Here is a 20,562-nt window from a genome sequence, read left to right on the forward strand (position 1 = left end):
GGCGCGGCGCCGAAGCGCCGCGCCCCCCATTTTCCTTCACCAGCGGCCGGTGCTACAGGCCGCGGGCGAGCTGCTCGTTGATCGGCAGCGGGAAGAACGCAAAGGTCTTGTCGTTCGCCCGCGACGCGTCCGACACGCCCGTGGAGTTGAGATCCGCAAGGCGGCCGAAACGGCGGTGGTCGATCCACCGGTGCCCGCCCTCGAAGAGGAGCGAGTACCGGCGCTCGTACAGCAGCCGGGTGATGAACTGCGCCGGCGTCGCGATGTCCGTCGCCAGGAGCGGCGCAAGGCCGCCCGAGTTGGTGCGCACGAAGTTCAGGTCATCCAGGGCGCCCGGAAGGTTGCCCGAGAAGTACCGTGCCTCGGCGCGGAGCAGGATCAGCTCCTCGTTGCGGATCGCCGGGATCGGCGAAGCGCTGCCGCCACCGCCAAAGAACGGGCGGGTGTCGTACAGACGGAAGCGCTCCGTGCTCGTGAGCCCGATGGAGACGCGGTTCACCAGCCCCGAATCCTGCTTGAGGAGGAGACGCGCGTCGCGCGCGCCGCCCGCCTGCAGCTGGGCCTCCGTACGGTTGCGGTTGTCCGCGATGAGGCGGCCGCTGTTGTCGAAGTTGGAGTTACCCAGGTCGCCCGACGCGGTGCTGTACGAGAAGTACAGCCCCTTGTTGAGCACCGTGCGGCTGCCGCTGCTCACGTCGATGAACGACTCGTTCAGCGCCGCGAGCGCCGCCGTGTAGTTGGCCGGGCTCGACGGAACCGCCGTGTGCCCGAGCGTGGCGCGGTACACCTCCACGCGGGCCTTGAGGCCGCGGTTGAACTGGCGGAACGTCGCCGCGTTGTTGAAGCCGTACTGGCTCAGCCCGAGGCCCGTGGAGAACGGCAGGGTGCCGCTGGCGGCGCCCAGGTCCGTGTTCCCCTCGTCCAGCAGCCCCGCGATGAAGGCGAACGCCTCAGCGCGGCTCACCAGCGGCGCCGGAGCTTCCTCCGGAGAGACGCCCACGGCGATCGGGATCTGCTCGCGCCAGTTCAGGATCTGCAGGAAGTTGAACGCCTGCATCGTCTTCACGAACCCCTTGATGGAGGCCCGCTCCGACGCGCTGAAGGTGAGGCGCGGATCGTCCGCGATCGTCAGGATGAGGTTGCCCGTGCGGATCGCGTTGTACGGCGCGGCCCAGTACGAGCCGCCCGTGAAGTCCGAGGCGTCCGGCGTGCCGGCGGCCAGCTGCCGCACGTACCGGCCCTCGTTGGGGTCCACGAAGTACCCCTCGCGGCCCGGCACGGCGCCGATCCGCACGTAGCCGGCCTGCTCCTGCCGCGTGCCGATCAGCAGCCCGGTGGCGGCGGTAAGGACGCCGCTGTTGGTGGGATTGTTCTGGAGGTCGCTGATGCTGGGGCTGTTGTAGTTCGGGATCGTGAGATCCGTGTCGCAAGCACCCAGCGCCAGCGCCCCGGCCAGAAGGGGAAGCAAAGCGCGTCGGTTCATGGAAAATCCTGTGTTCCTTCGCAGGGGAAGTCGGTGGCTCGTCATCTCAGAAGCCCACGTTGAAGCCGAGCCAGAACGAGCGGCTGGGCGGGAACGGGGTCACGTCGATGTTACGGCCCACCGAGCGGTTGCCGAAGTTGCTGACCTCCGGGTCGAGCCCGGTGTAGCGCGTCCACATGTACGGGTTGCGCGCGGCCAGCGTGATGCGCGCGCTGTTCACGCGGCCCGCACGGTTGAGGATCTCCGACGGAACGTCGTACGCCAGCGACACCTCGCGCACCTTGACGAAGGAGGCGTCCTCGATGTACGGGGACCAGGCACCCACCAGCGCGGCGCGCTCTTCACCCGAAAGGCAGGTGTAGTCGCACTCGTTGAAGTCGCGCGGGATCACCGTGCCGTCCGGGTTGCGGGCCACGCTGGCCGGCGCCAGGAAGTCCGGCGAGGTGCGGGCGTCGTCGTAGTAGCTGCGGGTAAGGTTGGCCACCAGGCCGCCCTTGCTCCAGTCCACCAGCGACGAGAGGGTGAAGCGCCCCATCGTGAAGTCGTTGGTGAAGCCCATCAGGAAGTCCGGCTCCGAATCGCCGTAGATCACCCGCTCGCCGTCCTTGAAGCCGAGCATGGCGGTGGGCGACTCGTCGTTCTGGATCAGGTAGCCGCCGTACACGAAGCCGAAGCTCGAGCTGGCGGGGCGGAACGCCGGCACCGGCAGGTCGGTGATCTTGTGGCGGTTCCGGTAGAACGTGGTGCGCGTGAGCCACGTCAGGTTGTCGCGGCGCACCGGTGTGGCCTCCAGCAGCGCCTCGAAGCCGCGGGCGTGAAGCTCGCCGCCGTTGAAGAACTGCGTGCTGAAGCCCGTGGACGGGGCCAGGGTGCGCGACAGCAGGAAGTCCGTCACCACCTTGTTGTAGCCCGTCAGCTCCAGGCGCGCGTTGCCGCCGAACAGCGTGAAGTCCACGCCGCCCTCAAGCTCCGTGGTGCGCTCCGGGCGCAGGTCGCTGGCGCCAAAGGTGCCGTTGACCTGGATCCCCGGCTGCCCGTCGAGGTTGCTGACGAAGAGCGGGGCGAAGCGCTGGCTGAACAGCGGCTGGTTGCCGCTGGAGCCGTACGCCGCGCGCAGCTTGATGTCGTCCACCCGCGGAACCAGGTTGCCCAGGCGGAAGGAGGCCGAAGCCTTGGGGTACAGGAAGTACTCGCTCGCGTCCGCGTTGTTGCTGCTGCGGTCGGCGCGCAGGCTGCCGGTGAGCGTCAGGCGCTCGTCGAGCAGAAGGAGCTCCTCCTGGCCGAAGAAGCCCTGGTCGCGCGTGCGGGTGCGCGCGCCGCTCAGGGTGGTGTTCGCCCCCGTCTCCGGAAGGCGCACGCCGCCGATCAGGTAGCGCCCGCCCACGGCGTTGGTCGTCAGGTCCCGGTCCTCGTACTGCAGGCCCACCGACGTCGTCGCGCGGAACGAGCCGCCCTCCGGGTCGAAGATGTGGACGAGGTTCAGGTTGCCGTTGACGTTGGTGTTGTTCGCGTTCGTGTTGACCGCGGTGCCCGGCAGGTTGTCGTCGTCTTCGAACTGCAGCTCCGCCGGGTAGAACAGGGCGTTGCGCTGCTGGAAGAAGTCCACGCCGCCGTTGCCCAGGAACTGCAGCCGGTGGGCGCCGCGCTCCAGGATGTCGTACGTGACGTTCAGCGACGAGATGGTGCGCCAGGTGTTCTCGTCGTTGGTCGAGAGCGCCGCGGTCTGCACCGGGTTGCTGGGGGCGAACGGGTTCGAGGGGTAGATCCCGTTGCTCCCGTCCAGGTTCACGAAGCTCGGGGTGAACGAGATGGCGGCGTAGTACGACACGCCGTTGTTGTCGTTGCCCGTAAGGCCGCGGGCCGCCACCGTGTGGTTCACGTTGGCGGACACGCCCACCCGCAGGCGCGAGCCCAGCGTCTGGTCGAGGCGAAGCTGCAGCCCCTGGCGGTTGAAGCCGGTGTTGGCCGCGATCCCCTCGTTGTTCGCCACCGTGCCGGAGACGTAGTAGCGCGTGGCCTCGGTGCCGCCGCTCACGGAGACGTTGGTCTCCGACTGCGGCGCCCGGCGCCCGAACACGTCCGACTCGTGGTCGTACACGGCCTTGGGCGAGCCGTCGGCGTTGAAGTACGTGTCGAGCTCGGCGTTGGTCAGGTGCAGCTCGTCCTTGGCCTCCTGGCGAGTCCAGCTCCGCGAGCCCAGCGTGCGGGCCTGCTCCGCGTAGCCGAAGCGCTGCGTGAGGTTGAAGCGCGGAGCGCCGGCCCGGCCGCCGCGCGTGCGGATCACGATCACGCCGTTGGCCGCCTTGGAGCCGTACACGGCCGAGGCCGACGCGCCCTTGAGCACCTCGACCGACTCGATGTCGGCCGGGTTCAGGTCGGCCACGCGGTTCACCACGTTGTCCTGTACGCCGGCGATGTCGGTACGCGTGCCGGCGCCGGAGACGAAGTTCTGCCCGCCGGCGATGCCGGCGTCGGAGATGATCACCCCGTCCACCACGTACAGCGGCGAGCTGTTGCCGATCAGCGTGCTGATGCCGCGGATCCGGAACTGCGCGCCGCCGCCGGGTGCGCCGGAGTTGGTCACGATCTGCGCGCCGGCCACCTTGCCCTGCAGGGCGCGCTCGATGGTGGGCGCCGGGGCGCGCTGGAGCTCCGCGCGGCTCACCACGGCCACGGCGTTCGCCGCGTTCTGGCGGCGCACCGTGGTGGCCGTGCCGGTGACCACGAGGGCTTCCAGGTTCAGGATGTCCGACTGGAGGCGGACGGTCACGTTGCTCTGGCCGGCCGGAACCGCCACGACGCGGCTGCTGAAGCCGATGCGGCTGACGGTGAGCGAGGCGTCGCCCGCGGGGACGCCGATGGTGAAGCGGCCGCCGGCGTCGGTCTGGACGCCGCGGCGAGTGCCGGTGATGGTGACGGTGGCGCCGGCGACGGGCGCCTGGTCGGCACCGGTCACCGTACCCGTCACCTGCCGCTGCTGCGCGGAGGCGCCGATGGCGCTCCCCGCGATCAGGAGCAGGGACATGACGAACGACAGGATGCGTTTCGACATACTTCCTCGTTGGGGGTTGGTAAGATGTCCTGCGCGTGTGTGCGGATGTGCGCGGGTCGCCTCCGTGTGTGCGAATGGTGGACGTGGCGGAAGGGCGCCAGGAGCGGAGCCGCTCCCACGGACTACACGGACCTATGGACTGCGGAACGCGCCCCTGGCTCGCCCGCTGGGGCGTCTCTGGACACGGGGAACGGGGCGGGTTGAACTCAGAAGCTACTCTCCGCCCCGCCTCTCCGCAAGAAGACTCTGGCCTGGGCGCGCCCCTTCAGAGCCCATGCTTGCGAGCCACAGAACGCGCGAACGAGCGATTTCGGACGCCCGGACCGCTGGGCTCACGCGGAGGCGCGGAGACGCGGGGAGAGCGAAGGAAGGGGCGGGCTCGGGATGCGGGCCGCCGGCACCGATGCAACCGCCCCCTCCCCCAGGTTGTTTTGGGGGAGGGGGCGCGGGGGTGGGGGCCGTTACGGTCTGCAGTAGTACAGGCGCGCGGGCGGGATGTTGCGGGGCTCGAAGCCCAGCTTCACGCGGCCAAAGGTGCGCTTGAGGTTCGGCAGAACGCCGTTGGAGTACTGGTAGACCAGGAAGGCGCCCGTGGGGGTGAGCGCGTCGCGGGTGGCGCGCACGATGCCGTCGCGCAGGGCGGCGGGCATGGTGCTGAACGGGATGCCGGAGATGATGTAGTCCGCCTTGCCGCGCCCGATCCGCTGCAGGATGCTCCCCACGTCCGCCGCGGAGCCGTGCACCAGGTGCAGGCGCGGGTCGGCGGCGCCGCGCTGCAGGAAGCTCACGAAGTCCGTGTTCGTCTCGATGGCCACCAGGATGCCGTCCGGGTGGAGGCGCTTCAGGATCTTGTGCGTGAACGTCCCCACTCCCGGGCCGTACTCCACGATCACCCGCGCCCTGTCCCAGTCCACCTCGCCCAGCATCTCGTTCACCAGGTAGCGGGAACTGGGGATCACCGAGCCCAGCATGCGCGGGTGCTTCAGGAAGTTCCGCGCGAAGAGCAGAAGCTGCTGGCGGTGAGCGGAGGTCGTTGCGGGCACGTTGGTTCTCCGGATGATCGTAGGTCCTGGCGGGCACACGGCCCGGCTTCGGCGGCGCACCGGCTCCATGTGGACACGGTACGCAAAAACGGGACTCACCCGCGATTCAGGGCGCGGGCGGCCGACAAGGTGCCCCCCCGCGGGCCCGCGCGCCAGTGCTACCCCTCTCCGCCGCCCTCCCGCGCGACCGCCTCCTCCACCGCGATCCTCACCAGCGAGCTGCGCAACGCGGCGCCCGTGATCCCCGGGTCCAGGGCGCGCACCAGCTCCACCGCGTGCACCCACACGGCCGGATCGCCGCCGTCGGCGGGGTGCTCCACGGGATGCAGGATTCCCCGCACCACCACGCTCCGCCAGCGGAACCCCGCCTCCACCTCGTCCACCTCGAAGGTGATGGGGGTGCCGTGCGACTCGCCGATCATGGCCGCCCAGCCGGAGCCGTACGAGGTGCGCGCCCACAGCCATCCGTCCGCCCAGGCGTAGAGGACGGGCTCCACCTCCAGGCGGCCGCGGCGCGTGTAGGCGATCCGCCCCACCCGGTTCCGGGCCAGGATCGCGTCGGCGCCGGCGCGGTCCAGCGGGCGGAAGGCTTGCGGTTGCGGTGCGGACATGCCGGTCTCTCCGTGGCTGCGGGTGGCCCTGCTATTCGGAAAGAAATGATCTCACGCGAAGGCGCAAAGGCGCAAAGAAAGTGCTTCCCCGTCTTTCCTTCGCGGCTTCGCGGCTTTGCGTGACACCTTCTGCACCAGGCTCCTGCGGGAAAGAAAGACGCAAGGGCCGTCCCGCGGCCGGGCACAGGTCGCTGCGCGGGTGGATTGGAACTTGCGCCTGCGCGGCCTCCCCCGCACACGGGGCGGGGCAAAACGGCACCACGAGGAGCGCGCGGATGGCGGATCGAGAGCAGCAGGGAGAGAGCGTGCGGCTGCAGGTGGCCGGGGCGAAGCGCGAGGACATGGCCAAGGGCACGGCGCGGCTGGGGCAGCGCACCTTCCAGGCGCTGGGCCTCAAGGAGGGCGAGATCATCGAGATCGTGGGGCCGCAGGTCACCGCCGCGGTCGCGCTTCCCCCGTACCCGGAGGACGACGGGCTGGACCTGATCCGCCTGGACGGCCTCCAGCGCACCAACAGCGGCGTCAGCATCGGCGACTACGTGGAGGTGCGCTGCGCCAAGGTGGAGCCCGCCCGCCGCGTGACGCTGGCCCCCGCGCAGGAGAACCTGCGGCTGATGGGCACCGGCGACGCCCTGCGCCGCACCCTCTTCCGCCGCCCGCTCACGCAGGGCGACACGATCTCCACATCCGCCTACCAGCGCACCGAGACTTCGCGCGGTCCCGAGGACCCGGGCGCGTTCCCCGAGGAGCTCTTTCGCACCTTCTTCCAGCAGACGGCGTACGCGCTGCAGGAGATCCGCCTGCGCGTGGTGGGGACGACGCCGCGCGGGATCGTGCAGGTGGTGGAGGACACCGAGATCGAGCTCCTTCCCGAGTACGCGGAGCCGGAAGACCCCAGCCGCGGCGACATCACCTACGACGACATCGGCGGGCTGGGGCCCACCATCGACCAGGTGCGGGAGATGATCGAGCTCCCGCTCAAGCACCCCGAACTCTTCCAGCGGCTGGGGATCGACCCGCCGAAAGGCGTCATCCTGCACGGCCCGCCGGGGACGGGCAAGACGCTGCTCGCGCGCGCGGTGGCCAACGAGGCGCGCGCGCAGTTCTTCCACATCGCCGGCCCGGAGATCATGGGGCGGCACTACGGCGAGAGCGAGCAGCGGCTGCGCGAGGTGTTCGAGCAGGCGGAGCAGCAGGCGCCCTCCATCGTCTTCATCGACGAGATCGACTCCATCGCACCCAAGCGCGAGGAGGTGACGGGCGAGGTTGAGCGGCGCATCGTGGCGCAGCTCCTGACGCTGATGGACGGGCTGAAGCCGCGGCAGAACGTGGTGGTGATCGCGGCCACCAACCGCGTCAACGCCATCGACGAGGCGCTGCGCCGGCCGGGCCGCTTCGACCGCGAGATCATCATCGGCGTGCCGGACGCGGTGGGGCGGCGCGAGGTGCTGGCCATCCACACCCGCGGCATGCCGCTGGGGAACGACGTGGACCTGGACGAGCTCGCGCGCATCACCTACGGCTTCGTGGGCGCGGACCTCACGGCGCTGGCCCGCGAGGCCGCCATCGACACGCTGCGGCGCCACCTCCCCGCCCTGGACCTGAACCAGGTGGAGATCCCGGCGGACGTGCTGGCGCGGCTGATCGTGTGCCGCGACGACTTCATCAACGCGCTCAAGCGGGTGCAGCCCTCCGCCGTGCGCGAGATCATGATCCAGGTCCCCGATGTGGGCTGGGACGACATCGGCGGCCTCGAAGACGCCAAGCGGGCGCTCAAGGAGGGGGTGGAGCTCCCCCTGAAGCACCCCGACGCCTTCCGCCGCCTGGGGATCCGCCCCGCCAAGGGCTTCCTCCTGTACGGCCCTCCCGGGACGGGCAAGACGCTGATGGCCAAGGCCGTCGCGCGCGAGTCGGAGGCGAACTTCATCGCCACCAAGTCGTCGGACCTGCTCAGCAAGTGGTACGGCGAGAGCGAGCAGCAGGTGACGCGTCTCTTCCAGCGCGCGCGGCAGGTGGCGCCTACGGTCATCTTCATCGACGAGATCGATTCGCTGGCGCCACAGCGCGGCGGCGGGCTGGGCGAGCCGGCCGTGACGGAGCGGGTGGTGAACACCATCCTCGCGGAGATGGACGGGCTGGAGGAGATGCAGGGGATCGTGGTGATCGGCGCCACCAACCGTCCCACGCTGCTGGACCCCGCCCTGCTGCGCCCCGGCCGCTTCGACGAGCTGGTGTACATCACGGTGCCCGAGCGCGAGGCGCGGCTCACCATCCTGCGCATCCACACCTCCGGGATGCCGCTGGCGGAGGACGTGAAGCTGGAGGCCATCGCGGAGCGCACGCACGGCTTCACCGGCGCGGACCTGGAGGACCTGGTGCGCCGCGCGGGGCTGATGGCGCTGCGCACCGACCTGGACGTGGCGGAGGTGCCGATGCGCTTCTTCGAGTCGGCGCTCAAGGAGAGCCGCGCTTCGGTGACGCCGGAGATGGAGCGCGAGTACGAGGAGCTGCGCAGCGAGCTGAAGCGCGAGGGCCCGCGCGGCCGCCAGATCGGCTTCCGAGCCCCGGAGCGCCCCGCCGCGCACTGACGGCGCCAGGGGATCACGGGGAGGGGCGAAGGGTGCCTCTCCCCGTGTTTCCGCGCGTCGCTATCTCGTTACGCGAAAACAGCTTGCCCTGATCGGTGTTCAAGGTTTGTGGAACGGTTGTTGCTTTCCCGCCGAGCCGAGCGGAGAGGATGGAAGGCCTCTCCGAATAACCCGAACCAAGGGCGACCATGAGCATCACTCCCAGCGACCGCAACCTCCCGATGGACGGCACCGCCGACTCGCTTCGCGCGGACCAGCTTCACGGCAACGAGCAGCTTCGCGCCGGCCAGCTGCACGGCAACGAGCAGCTTCGCGGCACCGAGGAGCGCCTGACGCTCTCGGAGGAGCAGCTCGCCGTCGGCAAGCGCGAGGTGCGCGCGGGCGAGGTGGAGATCGAGAAGCGCGTGGAGACCGAGCACGTGCGCCACGAGGTGCCGCTCACCCACGACGAGGTGACGGTGGAGCGCCGCCCCATCGAGGGCGGGATGGTCGCGGCCGGCGGGCTCGGCCACACCATCGGCGAGGAGCACATCCGCGTTCCGCTGACCGCCGAGGAGGCGGTGGTGGAGAAGCGCGTGGTGCCCAAGGAGGAACTCGTGGTGCGCACGCAGCAGGTGACCGAGGAGCGCATGGTGGAGGCCGACCTGCGCACCGAGCGCGCCGAGGTGCGTGAGGTCAACGCCCACGAGGTGCGCCACGACCGCGACACGCTGGATCGCGGCGGCAACCTGTAGGATTCCCGCGGGTTGTGGGACGGCCGGGGCGGCTGCCCCGGCCGTGATCTGCCCCCTCTCCCGGATGCCGGGGGAGGGGGCAGGGTTTTTGGGTTGGGTCTAGCCAGGGGGTACCCGGCGGTTGAAACCGCTGCAACAACCGCGGGAAACCTGCCTTCGCAGGTTTGGGCGGGCGGGGGTCGTGCGCGGCGCGGTCACCGGGGTGGCGGCCGGGGTTCCGGGGGATGAATCCCCCGGCTGGAACCACGGGAAGACGGCTGAAGCCGTCTCGCCCGGCCGGGGCCAGTCCGCGGAGGCGGACTTCGTGTGGTTCCAGCCGCGAATTCATTCGCTCCTGGGCAGGCCTTTCCTCGGCGCGGAATTTCGAAGTGCCCGGCGAATCCCGCCCGCGAGTCCGCGAAGGCGGACTTTGTGCTGTTGTTGGAGCGAGTTCACTCGCCGGACCTCAGTTCCGCGCCGGGCGCTCCAGGTGGGCGGCGTTGGGACGGGGGCGCACGATGGAGGGGAGGCCGCGCGGGTGCGGGGCGCCGCCCGAGACGGAGCGCTCGGCGTCGGCCTCGCTGAAGCAGAGGGTCGCGACCAGGAGGGCGCCCCGCTCGCGCAGGTCGGCGGCGGCGCGACTCGTGTAGTTGGCGACGTGGAAGCACCCCGCCAGGAGATAGATTCCCGCAGGCTCGCCCAGGCGCCGCTCGCCCAGGCGGTATGGGTCGTGGTCTTCGTAGATCAGCGTTTCGTCCTGCTTCACGTTGCTTCCCCAGTGTGGTCGGCCGCGGCGGGGCTTCGCCGCTGTGGGTCGTTTGTACCCGGTACGGGCGTTTTGGATCGTTTCGAACACCGTGGCACGGCAAGCGAGGGCGGACACGCAGGTCCGCCCCTACGAGGTCCGGGCCGGGTTGGACACGGGCGGCCACGCGGGACCGCCCCTACGGGATCGGTGATCGATGCGGATTGCGGCGTGGGGGCGGGCACGGGCGCGATGAATCGCGCCCCTACAGGGAATGTGAATGGTTGGGCGACAACAAGCCCCCGCCGCGATGGTCGCGGCGGGGGCGTAGTTCTCCCCCTCCTCCGCCCTGCGCCCCCGCAGGCGGGGGAGGGGGCCGGGGGGAGGGGGCCCTACCAGTCGCGGTCCCGGTCGCGGCCGCCGCCACCACTGCCGCCACGCCCGCCGCCACCGCCGCCACGGCCACCACCCCCGCCGCCGTAGCCGCCCCCACCGCCGCCGTACCCGCCCCCGCCACCACCGTAGCCGCCACCACCGCCGCCGCGGCTTCCGCCACCGCCACCGTAGCCGCCGCCGCCACGGCTTCCGCCGCCGCCGCCGTACCCGCCGCCGCCACGGTTGCCGTAGCCGTCGTCACCGCCCGGGGCACCGCCGCCGGAGCCGCCGGCGGGCGCGTCCAGGCGCACCACGTTGGCGGCCTTCGCGCCGCGGGGCTCCTCCACCACCTCGAACTCCACGCGCTCACCCTCGTCCAGCGACTTGAACCCCGACCCCTGGATGGCGCTGTGGTGGACGAACACGTCCGGGCCGTCCTCGCGCTGGATGAAGCCGTATCCCTTCTCCTGTGAGAACCACTTCACCGTGCCTGTCACCTTCTCCATGGTATGGAACCCTCTGCCTGTGGGTGTGTGGATGCCCCCGCCCGTCGCGGGGCCTGGATCGTGTGCCTTGCGGAGGGCACGGGGTGTGTCACGAGATGCCGACGAGCTCCAGGTCGAAGGTGAGGTCCCGCCCCGCGAGCGGGTGGTTTTGGTCCAGCACCGCGCCATCGTCCGAGACTTCGGCCACCGTGACCACGACCGGCTCGCCGCCGTCGCGCTTCATCTGGAGGCGCTGCCCGACTTCGGGGCGGATGTTGGGAGGGAAGCGGTCCAGCTCGACCAGCAGCATCAGGTCCTCGTCGTGCGCGCCGTACGCGCTGGCCGCGGGGATCCAGACCCACTTCGACTCGCCGGGCTCCATCCCCTCCACCGCGTCGTCGAAGCCGGCGATCACCTCGCCCGCGCCCAGCGCGAACTCCAGCGGCTCCCGCCCGTGCGACGAGTCGAAGACGGTTCCGTCCTCCAGCCGCCCGGTGTAGTGCACCCGGACGGTGTCGCCGGAGCGAGCTGTCGCCATGCTTCCTCCCGCCGCTGAGTGACGTGCGAAGGCCCCACCCGCGAGGACGCAATAAAGCGGCCCGCCGGCTGAAAACCGGGGGCCGCTGGGCGTTTTTCGCGAAACACGCGCCACGGATGGCGCGTCGGTGTCGATCAGGGAGCAAGAAGGGCCCGCTCGTGCGAGCGGGCCCGGCGCGGGTCAGGCGGGTGGCGCCACCAGCACGTTGGAGGCGGCGGCGAAGAACGGCTTGGCCTGCACGTCGCCCAGGCGGATCTCCAGGAGCCGGCTTCCGTCGCCCGTCTTGCCCAGGACGGCGACCACCTCGCCCGGGCCGCCGGCACAGAGCACCTGTTCCCCCACGGCCGGGAGGCGCTCCTGCGCCGTGGTCCACCCGGGACGGGCCGTGAGGTCGACGCGGCCGTCTTCGGCACGCAGGCGCTTCGTTCCGTTGCTCTTGGACATCGGCTGGACTCCCGTCGAAGATGGGGCGGCTGCACGCCGCGGGCACCAGGAGGCGCGCGGGTACGCCCGGGGGGTGGCGCACGCCGCTCGCGGCCGGGGACGACGAAGCCCCGGGCGATACGGACGTTTGTACACCGGCTCGCCGCAAAGGTTCGGGCGCTATCCCCGGAAGACGCTGAGCACGCTGGAGTAGTCGTCGGTCCAGGGGCGGGCGCCGGGGCGCAGCTTCGGAGCGCGCCACCGCGGGGGGTTGTCGAGCCCGAAGAGGTCGCGCTGCCGGCGGGCGACCACCACCCAGGTGGACGACTGCTGGTATTCGCGGGGCTTCGACTTGGGGCCGCTCCCCACCGTGATCGCCAGCCCCCGCTCACGCGCCAGCTCGCCGATCACCGACTCCAGGTCCAGGTAGCGGTTGCTCACGTGGTACGCGATGCGCCCCCCCGGCGCCAGCCGCTCCAGGTAGGTGCCCAGCGCCTCGCGGGTGAGGAGGTGCACCGGCACCGCGTCGGACGAGAAGGCGTCGAGGAGGATCAGGTCGTACGCCCCCCGCGGCGCCTTCGCCAGCGACAGCCGAGCGTCGCCCAGGACGATGCGGATGGGGGCCTCGGCGTTGTGCAGGTAGGTGAAGTAGTGGCGGTTGCGCGCGATCTCCACGATGCCGGGGTCGATCTCGTAGAAGGTCCACTCCTCTCCCTTCTGGGCGTACGCGGCGGTGGTGCCGGTCCCCAGCCCCACCACGGCGACCCGCACGCCGCGCATTCCCACCGGGTTGGTGGCGAAGATGTCGCCCAGCGGCCCGTTGCGGACGTAGTAGGTCAGCGGCTCGCCCGTGAGCTCCTGCGTCAGGCTCTGCGCGCCGTGCAGGGTGGAGCCGTGCCCCAGGACGGTGTAGCCGCCCCCGATTCCGTTCACGTAGACGCGGTAGTGGCCGAAGAAGGTGCGCCGCGTGGCCAGCGTGTTGGGCGACATCACCTCGGCTCGCACCTGCGACAGGAGGAGCCCGCCCAGGCAGAGCGCCAGCCATCCCGGCGCGCGCGCCAGCCCCACCGTCATCAGGCTGATCACCGCCGCCGCCAGCGCCACGATGGCGATGCCGGGGAGCAGCGGATTCTCCGTGTTCGCCAGGTACAGGAGCGCGCCGCCGTACGCCAGCGCCTGGAGCGCGTACAGCAGGTGGCGCGGCACCTCCTCCCTTTCCTCCGCGCGCGGCCGGGCGAGGCAGGCCAGGGCCAGGAGGAGCGGGTACTCGTAGATGCGGGTGAAGATGACGGGCGCCAGCAGCACGTTGAAGATGCCACCCAGCACCCCGCCCACCGAGATCCACAGGTAGAACTCCGTCAGCTTGCTCGCGGGCGGGCGGCGGCGCGACAGCTCGCCGTGGCACACCATCGCGGTTACGAAGAGCGCGCCCAGGTGGACGGGCAGCGCCACCGACGGCTCGCGCAGCCACCCTTCCAGCAGCATCATGACCGCCGCGGCCAAGAGCGGCGGCTGCATCCACAGCATCCAGCTGTGAGGCACGAGGGTACGCGGCGCGAAGACCAGGGTGAAGCTGAGGAGGTACAGCGCCAGCGGGATCACCCAGAGGAGCGGGATCGGCGTGAGGTCAGTGGTGATGTACGTGGTGACGCCCAGCAGCATGCTCGAAGGCACGAAGGCGAGCCCCACCCAGAGCGCCCGCTCCCGTCCGGCGATGGGCGCGGCGGGCTCGGCGGCCGCTTCCCCGCCCCGCGCGCGCCACACGGCCAGCGCGCACCCGCCCAGCAGGATCGCCAGCGCGCCGTAGCCCAGCGTCCAGGCGTGGCTCTGCGCAGCCAGGCGGAGGTTGGGCTCCACGAAGACGGGGTAGCCGAGGAGCGCCAGCATGCTCCCCAGGTTGCTGGCGGCGTAGAGCCAGTACGGGTTGGCCGCGCCGGGATGGCCCGTTTCCGAGAACCAGCGCTGGAGGATGGGGCCCGTGCCGGACAGCACGAAGAACGGGAGCCCGACGGTGGTCGCCATCAGCAGGAGGAGCCAGGGGATGGGCGACCCGCCCCCCGTCGGCGCGGCGCCGGCCACGGACACCGGCAGCACCATCGCCGCGGCGGCCATCAGCCCCAGGTGCAGCGTGGCCTGCGCGCGCGGACGCAGCCAGCGCGTGGTGAGGTGCGCGTACAGGTAGCCGCCCAGGAGAGCGGCCTGAAAGAAGAGCATGCACGTGTTCCACACCGCCGGCGACCCGCCCAGCAGCGGGAGCACCATGCGGCTGAATACCGGCTGCACTAGGAAGAGCAGGAACGCGCTGCAGAACACCGCGCACGCATACGCGGCGAGGATGACCGCCGGGGCGGCGCGGCGTGCGGGCGGGTGCTGTGCTATGGGGTGCGTGATGGTGCTCAACAGCGGGTTGCGCGAGGGTCGTGTGATCCGGCAGCCGTGCCGGGGTGAGGGGAATGGATGGGAGATGGGCCTTGGGCGCAAGCGGGGGGATGTGTCGGGATGCTCCGGAGCTGGTTCCGGCGGTTGAAACCGCTGCAACAACCGCGGGAAACCTGCCTTCGCAGGTTTGGGCGCGGGCGGGACCGGCGCCCGCATGGAACCACGCGAAGACGGCTGAAGCCGTCTGGTGAGCGCGAGATTTGACCCCGAGTCCGCGCAGGCGGACTTTGTGCTGTTGTTGCCGCGAGTTCACTCGCCACCATCCACCACCCCCAATTATCCGAGCCATGCGCATCCTCCTCCCCGCCCTTGCCTGCTTGCTCGCGGCGCCGTGCGTGGCGCAGCGCGGCGCTCCGTTGCGCGTGGACACGGTGCAGCAGGGGGCGGCGCGGGTGCAGCTGGTGCGCGTGGACCTGCGGCGCGCGGAGGTGCGGATGCTGTGGAAGGATCCGTCCGGCGCGCCGTTCAGGTCGCCGGCGGCGGTGGAACGGTGGGCGCGGGGGGCGGGGCTGCGGCTGCTGGCGGTGAGCAACGCGGGGATCTTTGACAAGGATCGCACGCCCACCGGCCTGCACGTGGAACGCGGCCAGACGCTGGACCCGCTGAACACGCGCTCTGGGGCCGGCAACTTCTACCTGAAGCCCAACGCCGTCTTCGCCATCCTGAGCGACGGCACCGCGCGCATCGTCGCCACCGAGCGAGCCGGCGCGCTCCGCGAGCGCATGCGCGAGGCGACGCAGTCGGGGCCGGCGCTGGTGCTGGGCGGGCGCATCCATCCCAAGTTCTCGCCCCTGCCCGGCGGCACCCCGCTCAACCGCAGCGCCGTCGCGGTGTGCGGGCCGCACGAGGTGGTGCTGGCGCACACGGTGGGCGGCAGGGGGATCACGCTGTACGAGCTCGCCCGCGTCCTGCGCGACCGGGCGGGGTGCGCCGACGCGCTCTTCCTGGACGGCAACGAGACCGCCATGCTCCAGGTGGGCGGCGGCGCGGCGCGGACCAATGTGGAGTTCGTGGGCTTCATCGGGGTCTTCGCGCGCTGACGGGCGAGAGCAACGAGCGGGCACGCCTCCTCTACCGGCTGGGGCGCTACGCGCAGGCGCGCGAAGAGCTTGCCCGCTCCCTCGCCGCGGACCCGGAGGACGCCTACGCGCATGCCCTCCTGGCCCTCTGCCATACGGAGGAGAAGCAGTGGGATGCGGCGCTGAGCGCGGCGAAGGCGGCCGTCGCCGGGGACGCGGAGGCGCCGTTCAGCCACTACGCGCTGGCGTTCGTGCTGAAGTCGCGCGGCTCGGCGAACGAGGCGGCCGGGGCGGCGCTGGAATCGATCCGCGTGGACCCCGGCTACATCCACGGCTGGCACCTCCTGGGGCAGATCCGGCTGGACCAGCGGGATTGGAAGGAGGCGGTCCGCTGCGCGCGGCAGGGGCTCACCATCGTGCCGGACGACGAGGGGTGCAACACGGTGCTGGCGGCGGCGCTCATCGAGATGGGGTACCACGGCGAGGCGGCGGAGGTCTCAGCCCGCCTCCTGGCCGCGCACCCGGAGAGCGCGACGGCGCACGCCATCGAGGGGTGGCGGCTCTATCACCTGCGGCAGCTCGCAGCCTCGCGCGCCGCGTTTCGCGAATCGCTGCGGCTGGACCCATCCCAGTCCAACACCCACGGCGGGCTGCGCAAGGCCATCGACCACGACACGGCGTTCATGCGCCTCTTCCGCCGGGTCGACGAGCCGCTGACCCGCCGCGCCGCCCGGCTCCCCCGCTGGCTCCGCGGCGCCGCCCTGATGCTCATCGCCGGATTCGAGTTCGTCCTCGCGTGGATGCTGCTGCTGGTCTGCGGGATCGCGCTCGGGGTGCTGATGGAATGGCTCGGCGGGCGTCCGTGAGCAGGCCCCCTCCTCCGGCGACCAGCCAGGGGAGGGGGGCGCTTCGCTACCGCCGGCCGTGGCGCGGAAGGCGGGGGGAGACGTCCACGAAAGTGTCGGCAACGCGGGGGTCGCGCATGACCTCCTGGTACGCCTGCAGGACCTGGGGGAGGGTGTTCACCCGCCAGTCCGTCTCCTTTTGCATGTGGAACCAGATGCCGCCCACGATCTTGGGGTGGTCGATCATCTGTCGGTAGGCGTCGCGGATCCACCCGCCGCGGCGCAGCTCCACCGGATCCTTCTCGGCCGCGAGCTCGCCCATGAGGATGGGCTTGTTGGGGTGGCGGCGCACCATCTCCGGGAGCGCGAAGTCCGCTTCGGGGCCGCTGAACAGCTCCGCGAACGGCATCCACCGCTTGAACCAGACGGACGGGCCGTTGAAGCCGTGGAAGCCCACGTAGTCCACGTACTCGTCGCCCGGATAGTAGCGCCCCCACCAGTTCCAGTGCGCGGGGCCGGGGGCGCCGCCCAGCACGGGGTTGCCGGTGTTCGGGTTGAAGACCCAGCGCACGTTGGTGGCGCCCTCCCGCGCGAACAGGTCCACCAGCCGCCGCCAGGCATCGGCGTACTTGGCGGGCGCGCTGGCGGCGAGGCCGTTGTCCACCCCCTGCCAGCGGTATCCCCAGCGGCCGTTCATCTCCCATCCCGGCTCGATCAGCACCAGCGCGCCGAACCCCCTCAGGTCGCGTGCGATCTTGCGCAGCTCGTCGTCCGCGCTGCCCGCGAGGATGGCGGCGAGGACGCTGTCGGTGGGGACTTCCGAGGTCCAGGCGGGGGCGAGCGCGATGTAGTTGGTGGAGCCCTCGCGCTGCACCTTGCGGATGAGCCGCCCCGCCCAGCCGCGGGCGGAGAAGTCCGCGTTGAAGGCGTGGAAGGTCTTCACCAGCGCCGGCCGCTTCCCCACCATCGCGGTGAAGCGGCGGATGGAGACGTCGATCACCTCCACCTTGCTCTCCGCGTCGCCCAGGAAGACGCCGGAGAAGAAGGGGCGGCCGCCGCGGGCAAAGACCGGCCCCGGCAGCGACGCCGCGTCGGGCGTCATCCCCCGCACCTCGGGGGCGTTGCGGGCCGCCTCGCGCACGGCGTCGCGGGCGCCGCCGCGGCCGTTGGCGAACCCCGCGCGCGCCTGGGCGGATGCGGGCGCCACCAGCGCCAGGACGATCGGAACGGTCAGGTACAGCCTGCTGATCTTGTGCACGATGCTACTGGTACGGGTTCGCGGGACTCCCCGGGTTGGGCTCCGGGACCATCATCATCGATTGGATCCTCCACACACCATCCTTTTGCCGCTCCCAGACCCAGGCATAGCTCCCCAGGTCCTCCATGAACCGCCCGCGGCCGTCAGGGCGGTGGATCAGGTGGCGGTAGCGGCCCGTCACGTAGAACATCCCGCGCGACGCGCCCGCCGTGAGCCGCATGTTGTCGATCTGCCCGAAGCCGAGCATGCGCTGGAACCAGGCGAGGATCTCCTGCCGCCCCCGAAAGATCTCGCCGAAGCGCGCCAGCAGCACCGCGTCTTCCGCGATGTACTGCGCCAGCCCGCTGACGTCGGGCGCGGGCTTCCCCCAGCGCTCCCGGTCGCGCAGGACCATGTGGAAGTCGTGGATGGCGGTGCTGTCGCCCGCCACCGCCGTGGCGTCCGTATTGGGGCTCACCGCCACGCGCACGTAGCTCTCCTGCGCCCGCGCGGGCGACGCGGCGAGCACGCACGCGAGCACTACAAGACGCCAGTATTGGCCTGACATGGTCTATCCGCGGGGTTGTCGTTTTGCGAAGCGGCCTCGTGCATGGCGAACATCGTGCCTCCGCGACGGGACACGTGTAGCTGAAACCCGCGAGGCACCGCCCTTGCCCCGGCGCACCGTCCGGCGCCGAGAGGGCGCCCTTCCATTCAGCCCTACAGATCCGTCGAATGCAGCAGCCGTCCAGCCTCCATGACCTCGCCGCCGCGGCCGGGATCGTCCCCAGCTACGTGGACCAGTCCGGCACCGAGACCCGCACCACCTCGGACAGCACGCGCGTGGCGCTCCTTCGCGCGATGGGGATCGATGCCTCCACCGCCGCCCACGCCGAATCCGCGCTGGACGAATGGGAGCGCCGCGACCGCTCGCGCGTCCTCCCGCCCGTGCGCGTGGTGCGCGTGGACGATGCCAATCTCACCACCGTGCTGGCCCGCGCGCCGGAGTGGACGGCGAACGTCGCATGGACGCTGGAGCTCGTCCCCGAAACGGGCGAGGCGGTGCGCGCGAGCGGCGAAGCGAAGCCGGACTCGGACGGCAACGTGCGGCTCTCCCTGCCCAGCGAACCTCCTCTCGGCTACCACACCCTCCGCGTCACCCTGCGCACAGAGAGCGGCGAGCAGGAGGGGACGCAGACGCTCGTCGTCGTGCCCGGCCAGTGCCCGTCGGTGGCGGAGGTGGCGGGGCAGGAGCGCGTCTTCGGCGTCATCGCCAACCTGTACTCGGTGCGCAGCGCGGAGAACTGGGGGATCGGCGACACGGGCGACCTGGCGCGCTTGGCGGAGTGGACGGCGGAGATCGGCGGGGCGTTCCTGGGCGTCAACCCGCTGCACGCGCTGCGCAACCAGGGCGCGGACATCAGCCCGTACAGCCCGGTGAGCCGCATCTTCCGCAACGCCATCTACATCGACGTCACCGCCATCCCCGAATACGGCACATCGGACGAGGCGCGGCGGATGGTGGAAGCGGCGCGCGCGGAGCTGGAGGAGCTGCGGACGAGCGATCACGTGCAGTACGAGCCGGTGATGGCGCTCAAGCGGCGCGTGCTGGAAGTGCTGTACCGCTCCTTTAGCGCGGCCGATGGCGCGAGACAGGAGGCGTACCGCTCCTACCTGGAAGCGCAGGGGGAGCCGCTGACCGACTTCGCCACCTTCGAGGCGCTTGCAGGCCATCTGGAGAGCGGCGACTGGCGGACGTGGCCGGAACCGCTCCGCGACCCGCGCTCCCCCGCCGCGGCGGAGTTCGCGAAGGCGCACGCGGAGGAGATCGACTTCCACCGCTGGCTCCAGTTCGAGCTGGACCGCCAGCTCGCCGAGGCTGCGGCGCGGGGCGAGGGTGCGGGGCTGTCGATCGGGCTGTACCAGGACCTGGCGATCGGCACCTCGCCCGCGGGCGCGGACGTGTGGGCCAACCCGCACCTCTTCGTGACGGGCGCCAGCATCGGCGCGCCGCCGGACGCGTACTCGGCCGAGGGGCAGAACTGGGGCCTTCCGCCGCTCGACCCCCGCGCGCTGCGGGAGGATGCGTACCGCTACTGGGTGCGGCTGGTGCGCGCCTCCATGCGGCATGCGGGGGCGCTGCGCATCGACCACGCGATCGGCCTCTTTCGCCAGTTCTGGATCCCGGAGGGCGCGGCGGGCAAGGACGGCGCGTACGTCAGCTTCCCCGTGGAGGACCTGCTCGGCATCCTCGCGCTGGAGGCGCATCGCCACCGCGCGCTGGTCGTGGGCGAGGACCTGGGAACCGTGCCGCCCGAGGTGCCGCCGGTGCTGCGGCGGTGGGGGGTGCTGTCGTCGCGCGTCTTCTACTTCGAGCGCGAGGGCGACGAGTTCCGCCCTGCCGCCGAGTACGAGCCGATGTCGCTGGCCACCGCCAACACGCACGACATGCCGACGCTGGCCGGCTTCTGGCGCGGCCGCGACATCGAGGTGAAGCGCTAGGTGGGGGTGATTCCGAGCGACGAGGCGGCAGAGGAGCAGCGGCGGGACCGGGTGCAGGAGCGCCGCGCCATCCTCGAGCGCCTCGCCGCCGAGGGCGTCCTCCCCAGTCCCGAGCATCCGGGGAGCGGGGCTGCATTGCGGGGCGCGGTGCACGCCTTCCTCTCCCGCACTCCCGCCGCGCTGGTCGGCCTGAGCCTGGACGACCTGGTGGGCGAGGCGGAGCCGGTGAACGTGCCGGGCGTGCCGCCTTCCGAGTTCAGCGCCTGGACGCGCAAGCTCGCCACGCCCATCGAGGACCTCGCCCGCGACCCCGGCGTCCGCGACGCGCTTCCCGACGACGAGCGCAAGCTTTCGCCTGGCGAGTGAAAAGCGGTCTCACGCAGAGGCGCAGAGACGCAGGAGAGATCAACAGAAGGTGTCACGCAAAGACGCGAAGACGCAAAGGAAAGACTTGGAAGTACTTT

15 protein-coding genes and 2 pseudogenes are annotated in these 20,562 nt (G+C 71.2%); 6 read left to right on the top strand and 11 right to left on the bottom strand.

Annotated elements, in window-relative coordinates:
* Positions 1-52 precede the first annotated feature (52 nt).
* The 4 genes from VF647_15720 to VF647_15735 all read right to left on the bottom strand — a co-directional run bounded on the left by VF647_15720 (position 53) and on the right by VF647_15735 (position 6,189).
* Positions 53-1,483, bottom strand: a complete 1,431-nt coding sequence (locus VF647_15720) for a RagB/SusD family nutrient uptake outer membrane protein (GenBank protein HEX8453550.1) — start codon at positions 1,481-1,483, stop codon at positions 53-55.
* A 46-nt stretch (positions 1,484-1,529) separates the two neighbouring features.
* Positions 1,530-4,535 (bottom strand): SusC/RagA family TonB-linked outer membrane protein, encoded by a 3,006-nt coding sequence (locus VF647_15725; GenBank protein ID HEX8453551.1) that lies wholly within the window; start codon positions 4,533-4,535, stop codon positions 1,530-1,532.
* Between the two features lie 461 nt (positions 4,536-4,996).
* A complete protein-coding gene (locus VF647_15730) occupies positions 4,997-5,578 on the bottom strand; it encodes an rRNA adenine N-6-methyltransferase family protein (protein HEX8453552.1) in 582 nt (193 codons plus the stop codon).
* 158 nt (positions 5,579-5,736) lie between these two features.
* A complete protein-coding gene (locus VF647_15735) occupies positions 5,737-6,189 on the bottom strand; it encodes a pyridoxamine 5'-phosphate oxidase family protein (protein HEX8453553.1) in 453 nt (150 codons plus the stop codon).
* A 275-nt stretch (positions 6,190-6,464) separates the two neighbouring features.
* Between VF647_15735 and VF647_15740 the strand changes: the two genes are divergently transcribed.
* Both VF647_15740 and VF647_15745 read left to right on the top strand, forming a co-directional pair.
* Positions 6,465-8,777: a CDC48 family AAA ATPase gene (locus VF647_15740; protein HEX8453554.1), complete on the top strand. Its 2,313-nt coding sequence runs from the start codon at positions 6,465-6,467 to the stop codon at positions 8,775-8,777.
* A 188-nt stretch (positions 8,778-8,965) separates the two neighbouring features.
* Positions 8,966-9,511, top strand: a complete 546-nt coding sequence (locus tag VF647_15745; protein ID HEX8453555.1) for a YsnF/AvaK domain-containing protein — start codon at positions 8,966-8,968, stop codon at positions 9,509-9,511.
* 445 nt (positions 9,512-9,956) lie between these two features.
* Here VF647_15745 and VF647_15750 read toward each other — a convergent pair whose 3' ends face one another.
* From VF647_15750 to VF647_15770, 5 genes and pseudogenes are all read right to left on the bottom strand, one after another.
* On the bottom strand, positions 9,957-10,256 hold the full coding sequence (locus tag VF647_15750) for a hypothetical protein (protein HEX8453556.1): 300 nt from the start codon (positions 10,254-10,256) through the stop codon (positions 9,957-9,959).
* Between the two features lie 659 nt (positions 10,257-10,915).
* Positions 10,916-11,116, bottom strand: a pseudogene (locus VF647_15755) (cold shock domain-containing protein).
* Positions 11,117-11,423: 307 nt separating this feature from the next.
* Positions 11,424-11,633 (bottom strand): annotated as a pseudogene (locus tag VF647_15760) (FKBP-type peptidyl-prolyl cis-trans isomerase).
* A gap of 180 nt (positions 11,634-11,813) precedes the next feature.
* A complete protein-coding gene (locus VF647_15765; protein HEX8453557.1) occupies positions 11,814-12,077 on the bottom strand; it encodes a hypothetical protein in 264 nt (87 codons plus the stop codon).
* A 159-nt stretch (positions 12,078-12,236) separates the two neighbouring features.
* Positions 12,237-14,456, bottom strand: coding sequence for a fused MFS/spermidine synthase (locus tag VF647_15770; GenBank protein HEX8453558.1), 2,220 nt, complete (start codon positions 14,454-14,456; stop codon positions 12,237-12,239).
* A 326-nt stretch (positions 14,457-14,782) separates the two neighbouring features.
* Between VF647_15770 and VF647_15775 the strand changes: the two genes are divergently transcribed.
* Positions 14,783-15,535 (top strand): phosphodiester glycosidase family protein, encoded by a 753-nt coding sequence (locus VF647_15775; protein HEX8453559.1) that lies wholly within the window; start codon positions 14,783-14,785, stop codon positions 15,533-15,535.
* Positions 15,421-16,380, top strand: coding sequence for a tetratricopeptide repeat protein (locus tag VF647_15780; GenBank protein ID HEX8453560.1), 960 nt, complete (start codon positions 15,421-15,423; stop codon positions 16,378-16,380). The genes VF647_15775 and VF647_15780 overlap by 115 nt, the downstream gene beginning before the upstream one ends.
* A gap of 46 nt (positions 16,381-16,426) precedes the next feature.
* Here the strand turns inward: VF647_15780 and VF647_15785 are convergent, their stop codons facing one another.
* On the bottom strand, positions 16,427-17,617 hold the full coding sequence (locus VF647_15785; protein ID HEX8453561.1) for a glycosyl hydrolase: 1,191 nt from the start codon (positions 17,615-17,617) through the stop codon (positions 16,427-16,429).
* Between the two features lie 4 nt (positions 17,618-17,621).
* Positions 17,622-18,164 carry a nuclear transport factor 2 family protein gene (locus VF647_15790; protein ID HEX8453562.1) on the bottom strand — a complete coding sequence of 181 codons (543 nt, stop codon included), beginning with the start codon at positions 18,162-18,164 and terminating at the stop codon, positions 17,622-17,624.
* Positions 18,165-18,331: 167 nt separating this feature from the next.
* Between VF647_15790 and malQ the strand changes: the two genes are divergently transcribed.
* Positions 18,332-20,098: a 4-alpha-glucanotransferase gene (gene malQ, locus VF647_15795; GenBank protein HEX8453563.1), complete on the top strand. Its 1,767-nt coding sequence runs from the start codon at positions 18,332-18,334 to the stop codon at positions 20,096-20,098.
* Positions 20,099-20,464, top strand: a complete 366-nt coding sequence (locus tag VF647_15800) for a hypothetical protein (protein HEX8453564.1) — start codon at positions 20,099-20,101, stop codon at positions 20,462-20,464.
* Positions 20,465-20,562 lie beyond the last annotated feature (98 nt).

Source organism: Longimicrobium sp. (genome assembly GCA_036387335.1).
In the GTDB taxonomy this organism is placed as follows: domain Bacteria; phylum Gemmatimonadota; class Gemmatimonadetes; order Longimicrobiales; family Longimicrobiaceae; genus Longimicrobium.